A 15,408-nucleotide genomic window follows, 5' to 3' on the forward strand; every position below is an offset into this window, starting at 1 on the left:
AGTTATCGAAGTGCTTTGTTTCTTCTTAGGATAATGAGACTCAGAGACACAAATTCTATGTCCACCGAGATAAAAAACTACGGCGATGCCCAATTTTCCGATCTGCGCGCTCAAGTACAACAAGCTAATGATGAAATAGACCTTAGAGAGCTGTTTTCTGTTATCTGGCAAGCCAAATGGCTAATTGTTGCAATAACGGCCGTATTTGCCATAGGCTCGGTTATTTTTGCCATTATGCAGCCAAATATTTATAAGTCAGAAGCGCTTTTAGCCCCCGCAAGCGAGGAGCAAGGAGGCGGTTTAAGTGCTTTAGCTTCTCAGTTTGGCGGCTTAGCGAGTATGGCTGGTATTAACTTAGGTAGCGGCGGTGGCGTTGATAAGACTCAGATGGCCATTGAGGTGATGAAATCACGCCAGTTTGCGAGTGATTTTATTAAAAAGCACAATCTGTTGCCTGATTTGATGGCCGCAGAAAAATGGAACATGGGCGATAACAGCATTGTATATGACAATGACTTATATGATGTTGAATCAAAAAAATGGGTAAGAGAAGTTAAAGCCCCTTTTAAGCCTGAACCTTCAATGCAGGAAGCCTACAAAGAATTTAGTAAGGTAGTTAGCGTTAATTCTGCAAAGGATACTGGCATGGTAACCATATCTGTTGAGCATTTGTCGCCTGCGATAGCTCAGCAATGGGTTAATTGGCTAGTTGAAGATATCAACAAAGTCATGAAAGAGCGTGATGTAGCAGAGGCTATCCGAAGTAGTGACTTTTTAAACAAGCAAATTGCACAAACTAATGTAGCAGATATCCGGACTATCTTATACAAACTGATTGAAGAGCAAGCTAAAACCATTATGTTTGCTGAAGTACGTGATGAATATGTATTTAAAACAATCGATCCAGCTTTAGCGCCTGAAGAAAAGGCTAAACCCAAACGTGCACTTATCTGTGTATTGGGGACCATGCTAGGTGGTATGTTAGCTGTAATGCTGGTTCTTATAAGACATTTCGTAAGAAAAGAAAGTTAGATAAAAAATTTAAGGGCCTATTGGGACCGTTTTTGAAAAAACGGTAAAACCTAGGTTCTGCAAGGGATAACGAAGATTCGATTGTCTCAAAATGGATAAAAATGTCTCAGGTGCGTTTGAAAGTTTGAGATGCAAAAGTGAAATCCTGCATTTTGCTTTAAAAGGGTTATGTTGATCTAATCAAGTTAAAATAATAAAACCATTTTCTATATAATTATAGTAACAAAGTCATAAGGTTTTATTTTACGTAAAATAAAATCACCAATTGACTGTTCTAACAAAATGTTTAGGCTGAAAATTAATTGACATTTACGTTAATCAAAGTTCTGATTAAGAATTGATGTGTTGTATCAATGGAATGCAACTCAATTTACCATTAATATTGATGGGGAGAAAGCAGAACCTATAGCATTAAACAATCTCAATGTGTAGTTTTAACCTGAAAAATTTACAGAGCAATTATAATAAATTATAACTGTTCTTGCGAATGTGACTTCAGTTATTAAGTAGTATTTCAGCAAATTACATTACAACTCTAGCGCTACAACATATGTAGCTGACATTAACCAATAAAAGTTATTTCAATAATTTTTTGGTGATCACTGTTAATTGTTTCAGGTAAAAATGAAAAACGAAGAGATAAAAACATATATATTAAAAGCATTCAAAACTGGAACAATAAAAACAATTGTTGTTAGCTGTTTAACTATAATTTCTCTACCTATTATTATTAATAAAATAGGTATGGAAAATTATGGTTTGATTTCATTAGTTATGATTTTTGGTGGCGCCACTGGAGTTTTAGATCTCGGTGTGCCAAAGGCTATCGTTTACATGATTGGAAAAAATAATACCCAGTCATCTAAAGTACTTTTTGGAGCTATTGGTCTTAACTTAATTATTTGCTTGGTTTGTGGAGGAGTACTTATTCTATGTAGAGAAATAGGCGTTAATCCATTTGGGTTTACAAACGAATTTGATAGCGATTTGCTAGAGTTATACGCTTTTTTATATTTTATTTTAATGCTACATATTTCTACATATTATGGGTTTCTAGAAGCGCACTTTAGGGTTGATATTGTTAATTTAGCGCAGATGAGTTCATCGATATTATTGACGCTACTTCTTCTTTTTTTCTCTATTTTTGAAACTTTTAATGCATTTTTATTTTTAAGTCCAGTTATTACATCTTTGATTATTTTGACATATTTGGTGTTTAAGTCTAATCCATTGTTAAAGGGTAGTGTTCTACCATTTAAAATGAAGGACGTGAAAAGTGTTTTTAATGTTTCGATTGGTTTTTTTAATATAGGTGTCATTAACACTGCTGTAATACCCATTAATAAATATGTTATTTCTAGTTTTTATGGTGGGGCTGCAATGTTAGGTGTGTTTGATATTGCAATGAAAGTAACTATGTTGGCGATAAGTTTTCTTAATAGTATTAGTCAACCTTTGTTAGCGGTATTCTCCAGTGCGGAAATAAACGGTAACTTCAATAGAATAAGGCAGATTGCTTCAAAAAGTGCTGTTACTGTTTTCATCTTATATATTTTAGGATTATGCTCATTTATCCTTTTTGGTGAATATTTGTGTAAGATTATAGATGATAATCATGATGGTGATTTGTTCAGATACACTATGATTTTGATAGCTGGTGTCGGTTTTATGTCTGTTTCAGAACCATTTTATCGAGCCCTATTAGGGCAAGGGATGATAAAAGTTTCATTTTATTTAAAGGCGCTAGTACCGATTTTGAACTTTACATTAATATTTTTGACATTATACATAGTAGATTATGATGAACCTATAGTTCTTTATGCATTGTCTACTTTTATAAGTTCATTAACGATAATAATTTATTTCTATATCTACATAAATAGAATGAAGAGGGGGAACAATTGTCAATAAGTGATTTGATTGTTACAGATTTAGTTCAGTCTGGTATTTTGAAAAAAAATGGTAAATGTGGTTTTTTTAAAAAGCTACTATTTGTTGTGATGTTTAGAAGTGTTAGAGTGCATGTCGCGATTAGATGTCTTAAGTGTAACTACTTCGTTAAAAAGATCTGTACATATTATTTGAGGAGAAAAAATATAGAAATAGGAAGTAATGTGGAAATTGGAGGGTATTTTTTTTTGCCACACCCAATGAATATTATCATCGCTAACGGAGTTGTGATAGGTGAGCATGTTCACATAGGGCAAAATGTAACCATAGGTGGTAACTTCAAAAAAACAATGATATTAGATAATGATATTACTCAAAAATTACCAATAATTGGGAGTCGGGTTATGGTTTCAGCAAATTCCGTTATAGGAGGTCCTGTTGTAATTGGTGATGATGTTATTATTGGGGCAAACTCGACTATTACTAAAAACATTTCTAGTAATAAAATAGCATCTGGAAGAGGAGATGTCTCTAAGAGGAATATAGTTGTTTTAGAGTCTGGCGGTTCATATAAGACTATAAGCTAGATAATATGATAACACTAACATCATTGATGATAATGGTAATGTTTTTTGCTTTAGTAGCAAAATTTTTCATTAATTCCTTTTATGTTATTATTTTATTGGCGTCGACTTCTTGGTTTGGAATAATTTCTAACGATATTTTCGGGCAAGTAACTCCAGAGAATATAATATTTTGCTGTAGTCTTTCTGTTATTCCGCTGATTTTTATTTCAAGAATAGAGAAACGAGTGCTGGGATTATTTGTTTTTCCTTTGTTTATGGTTTTACTATTTATTTATGGGGTGTTTGTTTCTTATAATAATGGCAATCAATTAGCTCTAGGGATCGTTGATGGCAAGCAAATGTTGAGTTGTCTATTAATAATTCATCTCATTATAAATATTAAAAAAATAAAAATAAATTATTTTAGTTATCTTTTTTTGATGGTTGGTGTTATCTATTCTGTTTATTTGTTTTTGGCATTGATTTTTAATTTTAATCCACCTGGTTACTTGCCTGTTCGGCCTGATGGTGTAATTGATTTTTCTAACACAATTCATATACCTATTATACATTATATATTTATAGGTGTTGCATTGTTGTTATGCAACAGAGTCTCGACGCCTAAGGGTTTGAGATATTTGTTGTTAGCAGTTTTTTTTATTGCTTTAATAATACAGTCTCACAGTGTTGTTTTATATATGACGATCATTTCAGTTATCCTAAGTCTGTATTTTAACTTAAAGGATTATTTCAAAATTATTGTTATTAGTGTTTTTTTTAGTAGCTCTGTTTTGATTTTATTAAATACATCTTTTAACAATTTACATAGCGCATCTATAGAGTCTAGATTGGTCATATCCGCAGTGCGTATAGATTACATTCTTGATAATCCTTATTTTGGATATGGGTTTGTTCATGAAGATAGTAAACTAGGAAAAGCGTTTAGCGAGAAATCCGTTGGACTACATGACAAAAGAATGGGAACTGTAGATTCTGGTTATTTAGACATGTCGATAAGATTTGGAGTTATATTATCGCTTCTCTCTTTAGTTGTTTATGCTAGATTTTGTTATAAACTTTTAAAGTTTGGTGTCAGCGAAAAGATATTCGTCTATTTCTTAGCCCTTTACATTCCATCTTTGTTGACCTGGTCTTTGCTTTCATATAACCATGGGATTCTAATGATTCTTTTTTCATTGATCTTTATATTAACTGGCAAAAAAAATTCCAATAGAAAGCTTATACTTTAGTGTTTCTATTATTGTATTATTCAATATTAACGAAATTTAATTTATCATGAATATTTTGTATGTATTATCTAGCTGTAACATCTACGGTGGTACCCCTAAGAAAACTTTAGATCTTATTGGGAATGGTGATTTTAAATCTTATCTGTATCTTTACGAAAATGATAATTTACAATTCAAGTATTTGTTTGAACAAGCTGGTGCTAGAGTTTATGAGGGGTTTTATAAAAGAAACTTATTTAAACATCTGTCTTGTTTATTAAGAATTGTAGATGAAAATTCCATTAACGTTATACATACACAGTTCCCAATGGGGGAAATGATATGTGGTTTGGTTAAGTTATTTAGGCCTAAAGTTAAATTGGTTGTTTCTTTTGTAGGACCTTTTGACGCTCAGCGGTATAAATTCTTACTTAATTTTATATATAGAAAAGTTGACGCGTTTGTTTTTGTTTCAAATTATGTTAAATCAGAAAAGTTAAAGCAGTATCCTCAAATAGCCAAGCCTGAAATTAAAAAATATGTCATTTATAATGGAACCAACAAACGTTGTGTTGAGTCTGGTTTACCTAAAATTCGTTTCAGTATGCTATATGTAGGTGGATTAACTGAATGGAAAAATGTATCCGTTTTGATTGAGGCTACATATGTTTTAGTTAATAAATACAACCTCGATATTGATTTGGATATTATTGGTGATGGGCCTCTTAAGCCGGTTCTGAAGGATATGATAAATCGATTTAATTTGGGAGGAAGCATAACATTACATGGTTATCTAAGCAATATAGGTGGCTATTTGGAAAAAGCAGATATATATCTACATCCCGCTTTTGCTGAAGGCTTTGGCATTTCTGTTGCTGAAGCAATGATTGCAGGTAAGGCTGTTATTGCATCTAAAGCTGGCGCAATGCCTGAATTGTTGGCGGATAAATGTGGCATACTAGTTTCCCCAAAGGATGTCGATTCTTGGGTAGCTGCAATATTTAAATTGTATAATGATGATAGCTTGAGAACGCTTTTGGCAGATAAAGCAAAAAATAGAGCGGAAGAATATTTTTCTATTAAAAATTATGTGCTTTCTTATAAGAATGTTTATAGAGAGATCATATGAAGCCAAAACTGAAAATTGCAATTTTACATCCTCCGATGTATCCCGTTAATTATCATCTTTATAATTTATTATCTGATTATTGTGAAATCGATGTTTTTCAATTCGGAGAGTTTCCATCTGATCATGTTTCTTGGACAGTAGGAAATTTGAAATCTATACATAAGAAATTTGAATTTAAAGTTTATGGGGAAGGTAGTGATTCAATTCTTAATCAGGTAAGTTATGACTTCGTTGGTGATATAATAAAAAATAGATACGATATTGTCATTAGTGTTGCTTTTTGGCTCCCCTCTATTGTTGCTGCGTTAACTCGTAAGATTAAAGGATTCAAGTTAATCATTATTACTGATGCAAATGAGTTTACTGAAAAGAATGTCTCTGCAATGAGAAGTTTTCAACGGAAACTTTTATGCCGTAATGTTGATGGCTTTATATCTTGCTCTTCGCTTACTTCAAAATACCTTTTGTCTTTAGGCGTAAATCATTCTAAGATTTTTGAATCGTTTCAGACAATCGATATAAGTAGTTGGAATTTGAAATTTGATAGTCTTGAAGATAAGACTGCATTAAGACATCGCCTCAATCTTCCTTTATTTTCGAAAATAATGCTTAGTGTTGGCGGGTTGACTACGAAAAAGAATGCTAGTATTGGTTTTAGTATTTTAAGAGAATCAAGCAATCTGCATTATGTCGTAGTAGGTGAAGGTCCTGAACTTGACGGTTATTTCGAAGCTGTCAAAAATTTAGGTATTTCAGATAAAGTTACTTTCGTAGGAAGAAAGGAAGGGGATTATTTAATCGAATACTTTAAATCATCTGACTTTTTCATTTTTCCATCTTTGTATGATCAGTATGGATTCGTTGTTGTAGAAGCTCTAGCAAGTGGCCTTCCAGTTTTATGCTCTGATAAAACAGGTGCCTCATCACTTATAAAAGATGGATTTAATGGCTATTTGATCGATCCTAGTTCAATTGACTCTAGAATAGTCATTGACTTGATTGATAACATTGCATTCATGCAAAGAGATGCTAGGTTTAGTGTTGATGAATTAACACTGGAAAATCGAGCAAAGGAATTTAATGATATTTTTCTAAAGGTGTTGAATTAAATTGGATGTAGTACACGTAATATCATCATTTCAATTAGGTGGTGCGGAAAAGGTTGCTATAGATATAGCTAAATTTTCAAAAAAAAATAACATTTCATGTTCTATAGCATCTGTTTTTGGGCGTGATGATGCATTCTCGGAAAGTTTAAAGTCGGATTTAAATGAATCAGGAATAACTTGGTTTGAACTTTCTAGTAAAAAGAGTGTTTTTTCATTTGCTCAAGCGTCCTTTTCACTGGCTTTATTTATCAAGCGAAATAATATTCGTATTGTTCACTGTCATAGTGATATACCTGATTTCATTGTTTCTTTAGCTATTAGAATTTTAAAAATTCTTTTTCGTTTTGACATTAAGGTGGTCAGAACCATACATAATACCGAGTTGTGGTCAAAGCGTAGATTCATTCCTAAAGTGGTTGAAAGTGGTTTTGTTGATGATCATGTTGTTCTTATTTCTAAAGCAGTAGAATCTTCTTATTTGGAATTAAGAAGTAGATGCGGATATGAGCCATCTAAAAATAGACATCTAATCTACAATGGAGTTAATTTTCAAGATGATGTTGATTTTAGTTATTTATCTAAAGTTAACTCATTGTCTTTGCTTTTTGTCGGTAGATTCGTTTACCAAAAAGGAGTTGATGTTTTCATTAAAGCTTTAAAAGAGTTATCTTGTAGCCTAGACAGAGATAGTAATGTTAATGTTGATTTTTATGGTTCAGGTGAAGATGTGGATATTATTTTGTCTGCTAAGTTAAAGAATATTAATTTGAAAGTATTCCCTCCCGATAAGAATATAGTAAGTAAGTTTAAAGCCTATGATTTTATCGTGATGCCCTCGAGATTTGAAGGGTTGCCGTTGGTCGCAATAGAAGCTGCATCTTGTAAGATCCCTATTATTGTAGCTGATTCTCCAGGCTTAAATGAGACAATACCTAGTAATTGGCCATTGATTTTCGATACTGATAATTTTTTTCAATTATCTAATTTGTTAAAAGATATTTTAGATGGACGATTTGATAAAAGTCTATTAGGTCTTGAATTATTTGAGTTTTCAAAGTCTAAGTTCGGCGTTCAAAAAATGATCGATTCTTATTGTTCTATTTATGAAAGCTTACTGGAGTAGTGATGCGAAATGAATCTTTTTTAGGTGTTTTTCATTTTGGTCCTCCTAGTCATGGTGCTTCAATGGTTGGAGATCAGGTCGTAAAGTTAGTGGAGAAACATTTTCAATCATTCTTCTTTTATAATTTATCTTCATCATCTACAGTTGAAGATATAGGCGGTTTGAACTTTTATAAATTCTTTAATATTTTCAAGCTTTATTTTGCGGTTGTATTTAGATTGTTTGTTTTTAGGCCTAAGGTTGTTTATTTTACACCTGCTCTTAACGGTTTTGCTATATACCGTGATTTCATTTTTTTGTTTATTTTTTCTTTTTATCGGTTCCTCTTTGGCGCAAAAATAATTTGCCATATTCATATGCTCCCAGCTAAATTGATGTCAAATAGTTTTCTAAAAATAATATGGACGTATATAACTGCTGAGTTTACTATACTTTGTTTGACAGAAAGTTTGAGGGAAAACTTTTTGGTTTTGAAGAATAAAAATGTAGTTGTTTTTTCGAATTGTTTATTTATTGAGGATTCCGCTTTTATTGAAGACTCTGTTAGAAAGCCTAAAAGGTGGTCTAGTTATTCCTCTTATTCTCATCGGCTGATTTTTATTGGGCACTTAATGGAAAGTAAGGGGTTTTTCCGATTTTTGTCTCTAATTCCGAAATATCCTGATTGTCAGTTTGTAATCCTTGGTAAAACTGTAGGAGAGAATTCACACCGGTCATTGAACGAAGTTATAGAAGAGTACGGTGACCGTGTGGAGTATCATGGTTTTATTTCAGGTGTTGAAAAATTTCGCGTACTGTCTAGTTGTGATCTTTATATTTTACCGAGTTTTAGTGAGGCTCAGCCTCTTACTATTATAGAATCTCTATATTGCGGTGTCCCTATTCTCGCGACTAATGTTGGTGGGATACCAGATATGGTTAATCAAACCGTCGGCGCTTCATGCTCTTTTGAACAGTTTGATGAATATTTACCAAGATTGTTGAATGCGGGGAAGATTTCGTATTCTGAGTCTTGTGTTAAGATGTTTAATGATAATTATACATTAGAGAAGTTCGAAGCTAATTTTGTCAAAGTTTTTTGTTGAGATATTTTATGAAAAAGGCATTAATAACTGGTGTAACTGGTCAAGATGGATCTTATCTGGCTGAGTTTTTATTGGAAAAGGGGTATGAGGTTCACGGGATTAAACGTCGGGCTTCTTCTTTTAATACCGAACGTGTCGATCATATATATCAAGATCGTCATGAATCAAACCCGAACTTTTTTTTACATTATGGCGATTTAACTGATACTTCAAATTTGACTCGTATCCTTAAAGAAGTCCAACCCGATGAAGTTTATAATTTAGGTGCTCAATCTCATGTAGCGGTTTCTTTTGAGGCTCCTGAATACACTGCTGATGTCGACGCTATGGGTACTTTGCGCCTGTTAGAAGCCATTCGTTTTTTAGGTATGGAGAAGAAAACTAAGTTTTATCAAGCTTCGACCTCTGAACTTTACGGTGAAGTACAAGAAATTCCTCAAAAAGAAACCACACCATTCCACCCGCGATCGCCTTATGCTGTCGCCAAAATGTATGCTTACTGGATTGTTGTAAATTACCGTGAGTCATATGGCATGTATGCTTGTAACGGTATTTTGTTTAATCATGAATCGCCTCGTCGCGGAGAGACTTTTGTTACTCGTAAAATTACTCGCGCTTTAGCCAATATTTCTCAAGGTTTAGAGAAGTGTTTGTACCTAGGTAACATGGACGCCCTACGTGACTGGGGTCATGCTAAAGATTACGTGCGCATGCAGTGGATGATGTTACAACAAGATGTTGCGGAAGATTTTGTTATTGCAACAGGTAAGCAAATCTCGGTACGTGAGTTTGTGCGTATGTCAGCAGCAGAGCTTGGTGTGACATTGGAATTCAGCGGCGAAGGCGTTGATGAGATTGCGACTGTTGTGGCCATTGAAGGTGACAATGCGCCAACCCTTAAGGTGGGTGATGTGATTGTTAAAGTTGATCCTCGTTATTTCCGCCCAGCTGAAGTTGAAACTCTATTAGGTGACCCTTCAAAAGCTAAAGAAAAGTTAGGTTGGGAGCCTCAAATCACGGTTGAAGAAATGTGTGCTGAGATGGTTCAAAACGATTTAAGTAAAGCTAAACAACACGCTATCCTAAAAAGTCATGGATATGACGTTAGTGTGTCGGTTGAATAAGCTTTTAGTTAGGATGGAGTTTCCAAAGAGCTGGTAAATGCCAGCTCTTTGCTTTGATAGAGAATGGGTTTTGAAAATGAAGAAGATATTCGTAGCGGGTCACAATGGAATGGTTGGCTCGGCCATTGTTCGCCAATTGCAAAATAATGAAAATGTAGCGGTTGTTACTCGTAACCGCAGCGAGCTTGATTTGCTTGATCAACAAGCTGTTCGTAAATTTTTTGCAGCTGAGCAAATTGACCAAGTTTACCTTTCTGCTGCCAAGGTAGGTGGGATTGTGGCAAATAATACTTACCCTGCTGAATTCATTTATGAAAACCTGACAATTCAAAACAACATTATTCACAGTGCACATTTAGCGGGCGTGCAGGATTTATTGTTTTTAGGATCATCGTGCATCTACCCCAAGCTGGCTGAGCAGCCGATGACAGAGCAGGCGCTACTGACAGGCACTTTAGAGCCGACCAATGAGCCTTATGCTATAGCAAAAATCGCCGGAATTAAAATGTGCGAATCTTACAATCGTCAGTATGGTCGCAACTATCGCTCGGTGATGCCAACGAACTTATATGGTGAGAACGACAATTTTCACCCGGAAAACTCTCACGTTATTCCTGCACTATTACGTCGTTTCCATGAGGCCAAACTTAACGGTGATGCGAAGGTAGTTGCATGGGGTTCTGGCAAACCTATGCGAGAATTTTTACATGTGGATGATATGGCCGCCGCGTCTATCTATGTTATGAATCTTTCGCAAGCAATCTATGACGCAAACACCGAGCCTATGTTAAGTCACATTAATGTAGGCACTGGTGTCGATTGCACGATTAGAGAGCTTGTCGAAACGGTTGCCAAAGTAGTTGGTTTTGGAGGTGAGATTCAGTTTGATGAGACTAAACCTGACGGTGCTCCGCGCAAACTGATGGACGTATCTCGCCTTAAGGCTTTGGGTTGGCAGGCAAATATTGAATTAGAGCAAGGTCTTGCATTGACCTATGACTGGTTTTTAGCCAACCAAGATAATTTTAGAAAGTAGGCTGTGTGATGTTCTTAGACCAAGACACCTTCACTACGGTGATTGCCAGTACGCCGTTAGTCTCCATTGATTTGGTTGTTATCAATACGAAGGGAAAAGCTTTGTTAGGGCGACGTTTAAATCGCCCCGCTAAGGACTATTGGTTTGTGCCTGGAGGGCGAATACTAAAAAATGAAACCATAGTTGATGCCTTTAAACGTTTAACCCAAGATGAGCTCGGTCAAGCGTTTACCATGGAACACGCAAGCCTGTTGGGACCCTTCGATCATTTTTATGACGACTATGTGTTTGGTGATGAGGTAACCACCCACTATGTGGCCATTGCCTTTATTTTGAAGCTTGAATGTGAGTTGGAAAATTTACCTTTAGATGAACAGCACGGAGGGTATCGGTGGTTCGATATCCCTCAATTGATGACCAATGATAAGGTCCATAAACACTCTAAGTGGTATTTTGATAATCATACAACTGACTTACTCTAAAAGGATTAATAATGATATTACCTGTCATCATGGCCGGCGGCTCTGGTTCGCGTTTATGGCCGCTTTCCCGTCAACAATTTCCTAAGCAGTTTTTAACCTTATTGGGTAATAATTCCATGCTGCAAACTACCGCGCAACGTTTAAAGGGGATTGAGCATGCGCCAACTTTGGTTATTTGTAATGAAGAGCACCGTTTTTCGGTCGCTGAACAGTTTCGAGCTAATGCCATCCAGACCAGTGGTATTATCTTAGAGCCGGCGGGACGTAATACCGCTCCAGCAATAGCCTTAGCAGCGATACAAGCTTTGAAAAATGGTAGTGATCCGCTATTACTTGTGTTGGCGGCTGATCACGTAATAAAAGACGAAGAGGCTTTTTGTTCATCGGTTGAGCAAGCTTTGCCGTTTGCACAAGCGGATAAGTTAGTAACCTTTGGCATTGTGCCCACTGCTTCTGAAACAGGTTACGGCTACATCAAGCGTGGCAACGTGCAAGGTGATAATGCTGGTTTTAGCGTGGCACAGTTTGTTGAAAAACCTAATCTAGAAACTGCTCAGGAATATCTCTCATCAGGTGAATATTACTGGAATAGTGGTATGTTTTTATTCAAAGCCAGTACGTATTTAGCTGAGCTTAAAACCCATCGGCCCGATATATTTAGTGCATGTGAGCAAGCCATGGCGACAACACAAGCCGATATGGACTTTATCCGTGTTGATAAAAAGGCGTTTGAAGCGTGTCCTGATGATTCGATTGATTACTCGGTGATGGAAAAAACTGCCCAAGCGGTAGTTGTGCCGATGGACTGCGGCTGGAGTGATGTGGGAAGTTGGTCGGCACTGTGGGAAGTATCAGATAAAGACGAATATGGTAATGCTTGCCGAGGTGATGTTATTAACCTCAATACTCGTAACACCTATGTTCATGCGGCCGAAAAACTGGTGACGACCATAGGTTTGGATGATGTCGTGGTGGTTGAAACCAAAGATGCGATTTTGGTTGCCAAACAGTCTGAAGTGCAACAAGTTAAGAAGATCGTAGAGCAACTAAAAGCCGAAAACCGAAGTGAGTGGCAACATCACCGTGAAGTATACCGCCCTTGGGGTAAATATGACTCGATTGATAATGGCGAGCGTTTCCAAGTGAAGCGTATTACGGTAAAGCCTGGTGAAAAATTATCTATTCAGATGCACCATCACCGTGCTGAACATTGGATTGTGGTAACAGGTACAGCCAAAGTGACCAACGGTGATAAAGATATTTTACTGACGGAAAATCAGTCGACCTATATTCCTGTCGGTGTAATCCATGCTCTTGAGAACCCAGGAAAGGTTCCTCTTGAGTTAATTGAAGTGCAGTCGGGAAGTTATTTAGGTGAAGACGACATAGTGCGATTTGAAGATAGATACGGACGAATCTAAATATGACAGATGTTACTCGCTTATTTGGATTTGAAATTATAAGAAAACCTGTGAATCAAGTTGTTCGTGAAGCAATTGCTCAAGTAAATATATCTGTAGTAAATACCATTAATCCACATTCATATATTGAATCTAAAGGTGATCAGGAATTTCGTAACGCTTTGTTTGAAAGCGATGTTCTGATTCCTGACGGTAGTGGTATCATTCTTGCCTCTAAGCTTGTCAATAAAGTTGATTTAAAGAAAATTGCAGGTGCTGATTTGTTTTCAGAGACTATGAGTCAGCTTAATGAAAAGTCAGGTAGTGTTTTTTTTCTCGGTTCTTCAGATAAAGTGCTAAATATCATGGCGGAACGTGCGTCAACTGATTACCCAAATGTAATTGTAAATTTTTTATCCCCCCCATATAAAGATTCGTTTTCTGATGCTGATTTAACTTGTTTTATAGAATCTATTAATAAGTGTTCGCCCGATGTATTATTTGTTGGATTGACTGCTCCTAAGCAAGAAAAGTTAATTCATCGTATAAAATCTAAAGTTGACGTTAGGATGGTTAGTGGTATAGGGGCTGTCTTTGACTTCTATGCGGGAACGGTGGTTCGCCCCCATCCTATTTGGATAAAATTACACCTAGAATGGTTAGTTCGCTTAATAGGTGAGCCCAAAAGGCTTTGGAGAAGGAATTTTGTTTCAACGCCATTATTTATATTAGAAATATTACTTGTTAAGTTCGGAGTTAAAAGTTTTGATTAAACCTTTAGATAGCTCAATTATAATTCAAGAGTCGGGTATCCATTTCGGTACTAGTGGTGCTCGTGGTTTGGTTATAGACTTTAAATCGGATGTATGCGCTGCTTTTTCTTTGGCTTTTATTCAAGTCATGCAGAAAAGCTTTAATTTTGAGCGTTTAGCCATTGCTATAGATAACCGTCCTAGCAGCCCTAATGTCGCCGCGGCATGTATTGCAGCTGCAAAATCAGTTGGAATAGAAGTTGATTACTATGGTGTCATCCCTACTCCTGCTCTAGCCGTTACTTCGATGGAAGATGGCGTACCGGCCATTATGGTCACAGGCAGTCATATTCCATTTGATAGAAATGGCTTGAAATTCTATCGTCCTGACGGAGAAATCACTAAAGAAGATGAAATCTCTATTTTAGCAGTTAGCGCAGTGATACCTAGCTTTGAGGTATTGCCATTACCTAGTGTACAACGAAGGGCCACTGAAAATTACCTAGTGCGTTATCTTAGTATCTTTAGTGCTAATTTACTCAAGGGTAAGCGCATTGGTATATATGAGCACTCTAGTGCGGGGCGAGATTTATATGTAAACCTATTTGAGAAACTTGGTGCAACGGTTGTTACTCTAGGTCGAAGTGATAGCTTTGTGCCTATTGATACAGAGGCTGTAAGTTTAGCTGACATTGAAATGGCGAAAAATTGGCAGTGTGATTATCAACTGGATGCGATCTTTTCTACTGATGGTGATGGTGATAGGCCTTTATTATCAGACGAGACTGGCAATTATTTACGTGGTGATATTTTATGTTTGCTTGCTGCACAATATTTAAATATTGAGGCGCTAGCAGTTCCTGTAAGTTGTAACTCATCGATTGAAGCATCTGGTGCTTTTAATCATGTTAAGCGTACAAAGATCGGTTCGCCTTATGTGATCGCCGAGTTTGAACATCTCATGAAGTCTAGTGGTAGGGTTGCTGGTTTTGAAGCAAACGGTGGTTTTCTCTTAGGCTCAGATATTGATGTTAATAGTGCAAAGCTTACCGCGCTTCCAACACGTGATGCAATATTACCCGTTTTGGCAGTTCTTGCAATGGCCGGCAAAGAACCTATCTCTAATTTAGTGAAACAACTACCTCATATCTTTACAGCCAGTGATCGCATTAAGAACTATTCTCGCGAGCAAAGCTTGTTAGTTATCGAAAAAGGGTTATCGGAACCGTTGCAGCTTTTGTCACAATTAGGCTTAGGTGATGTCAATGTTGTTAAACATGATGTTACAGATGGTTTGCGTATGACGTTGAATAATGGTGAAGTCGTTCATATACGTCCTTCAGGTAATGCACCAGAACTTCGTTGTTATGTAGAAGCTGATTCGGAAAACCGTGCTCAAGAGTTAGTTAGACTCATTTTAAATAATATTGAAAATATGCAGGTATAAATAA

Annotated in this window: 14 protein-coding genes; all 14 read left to right on the plus strand. The window is 36.1% G+C overall.

Annotated features, from left to right (window positions below; all coding sequences use genetic code 11):
* The first annotated feature begins 57 nt into the window (after nucleotides 1–57).
* The 14 genes from AYI87_RS17815 (at nucleotide 58) to AYI87_RS17880 (ending at nucleotide 15,404) form a co-directional block, all read left to right on the plus strand.
* Nucleotides 58–1,032, plus strand: a complete 975-nt coding sequence (locus AYI87_RS17815; RefSeq protein WP_144204021.1) for a Wzz/FepE/Etk N-terminal domain-containing protein — start codon at nucleotides 58–60, stop codon at nucleotides 1,030–1,032.
* Nucleotides 1,033–1,656: 624 nt separating this feature from the next.
* Complete coding sequence (locus AYI87_RS17820; protein WP_144204022.1) at nucleotides 1,657–2,943, plus strand: lipopolysaccharide biosynthesis protein; 1,287 nt, start codon at nucleotides 1,657–1,659, stop codon at nucleotides 2,941–2,943.
* On the plus strand, nucleotides 2,934–3,509 hold the full coding sequence (locus AYI87_RS17825; RefSeq protein ID WP_144204023.1) for a DapH/DapD/GlmU-related protein: 576 nt from the start codon (nucleotides 2,934–2,936) through the stop codon (nucleotides 3,507–3,509). The genes AYI87_RS17820 and AYI87_RS17825 overlap by 10 nt, the downstream gene beginning before the upstream one ends.
* A 5-nt stretch (nucleotides 3,510–3,514) precedes the next feature.
* The gene (locus AYI87_RS17830; protein ID WP_144204024.1) at nucleotides 3,515–4,738 is read left to right on the plus strand and encodes an O-antigen ligase family protein; all 1,224 of its coding nucleotides are present in this window, start codon (nucleotides 3,515–3,517) and stop codon (nucleotides 4,736–4,738) included.
* Between the two features lie 46 nt (nucleotides 4,739–4,784).
* Nucleotides 4,785–5,846, plus strand: coding sequence for a glycosyltransferase family 4 protein (locus AYI87_RS17835; RefSeq protein WP_144204025.1), 1,062 nt, complete (start codon nucleotides 4,785–4,787; stop codon nucleotides 5,844–5,846).
* A complete protein-coding gene (locus AYI87_RS17840; protein WP_144204026.1) occupies nucleotides 5,843–6,955 on the plus strand; it encodes a glycosyltransferase in 1,113 nt (370 codons plus the stop codon). Before AYI87_RS17835 ends, AYI87_RS17840 begins: the two co-directional genes overlap by 4 nt.
* A gap of 1 nt (nucleotide 6,956) precedes the next feature.
* Nucleotides 6,957–8,078 carry a glycosyltransferase family 4 protein gene (locus AYI87_RS17845; protein WP_144204027.1) on the plus strand — a complete coding sequence of 374 codons (1,122 nt, stop codon included), beginning with the start codon at nucleotides 6,957–6,959 and terminating at the stop codon, nucleotides 8,076–8,078.
* Between the two features lie 2 nt (nucleotides 8,079–8,080).
* On the plus strand, nucleotides 8,081–9,163 hold the full coding sequence (locus AYI87_RS17850; RefSeq protein ID WP_144204028.1) for a glycosyltransferase family 4 protein: 1,083 nt from the start codon (nucleotides 8,081–8,083) through the stop codon (nucleotides 9,161–9,163).
* An 8-nt stretch (nucleotides 9,164–9,171) separates the two neighbouring features.
* The gene (gmd, locus tag AYI87_RS17855; RefSeq protein WP_144204029.1) at nucleotides 9,172–10,287 is read left to right on the plus strand and encodes a GDP-mannose 4,6-dehydratase; all 1,116 of its coding nucleotides are present in this window, start codon (nucleotides 9,172–9,174) and stop codon (nucleotides 10,285–10,287) included.
* Nucleotides 10,288–10,363: 76 nt separating this feature from the next.
* On the plus strand, nucleotides 10,364–11,323 hold the full coding sequence (locus AYI87_RS17860; protein WP_144204030.1) for a GDP-L-fucose synthase family protein: 960 nt from the start codon (nucleotides 10,364–10,366) through the stop codon (nucleotides 11,321–11,323).
* A gap of 8 nt (nucleotides 11,324–11,331) precedes the next feature.
* On the plus strand, nucleotides 11,332–11,805 hold the full coding sequence (locus tag AYI87_RS17865) for a GDP-mannose mannosyl hydrolase (RefSeq protein ID WP_144204031.1): 474 nt from the start codon (nucleotides 11,332–11,334) through the stop codon (nucleotides 11,803–11,805).
* 11 nt (nucleotides 11,806–11,816) lie between these two features.
* A complete protein-coding gene (locus AYI87_RS17870) occupies nucleotides 11,817–13,226 on the plus strand; it encodes a mannose-1-phosphate guanylyltransferase/mannose-6-phosphate isomerase (protein ID WP_144204032.1) in 1,410 nt (469 codons plus the stop codon).
* Nucleotides 13,227–13,228: 2 nt separating this feature from the next.
* Nucleotides 13,229–13,978, plus strand: a complete 750-nt coding sequence (locus tag AYI87_RS17875; RefSeq protein ID WP_144204033.1) for a WecB/TagA/CpsF family glycosyltransferase — start codon at nucleotides 13,229–13,231, stop codon at nucleotides 13,976–13,978.
* Complete coding sequence (locus AYI87_RS17880; RefSeq protein WP_144204034.1) at nucleotides 13,971–15,404, plus strand: phosphomannomutase; 1,434 nt, start codon at nucleotides 13,971–13,973, stop codon at nucleotides 15,402–15,404. Before AYI87_RS17875 ends, AYI87_RS17880 begins: the two co-directional genes overlap by 8 nt.
* Nucleotides 15,405–15,408: the final 4 nt, after the last annotated feature.

The organism is Shewanella sp. KCT (genome assembly GCF_007636505.1).
GTDB classification, from domain to species: domain Bacteria; phylum Pseudomonadota; class Gammaproteobacteria; order Enterobacterales; family Shewanellaceae; genus Shewanella; species Shewanella halotolerans.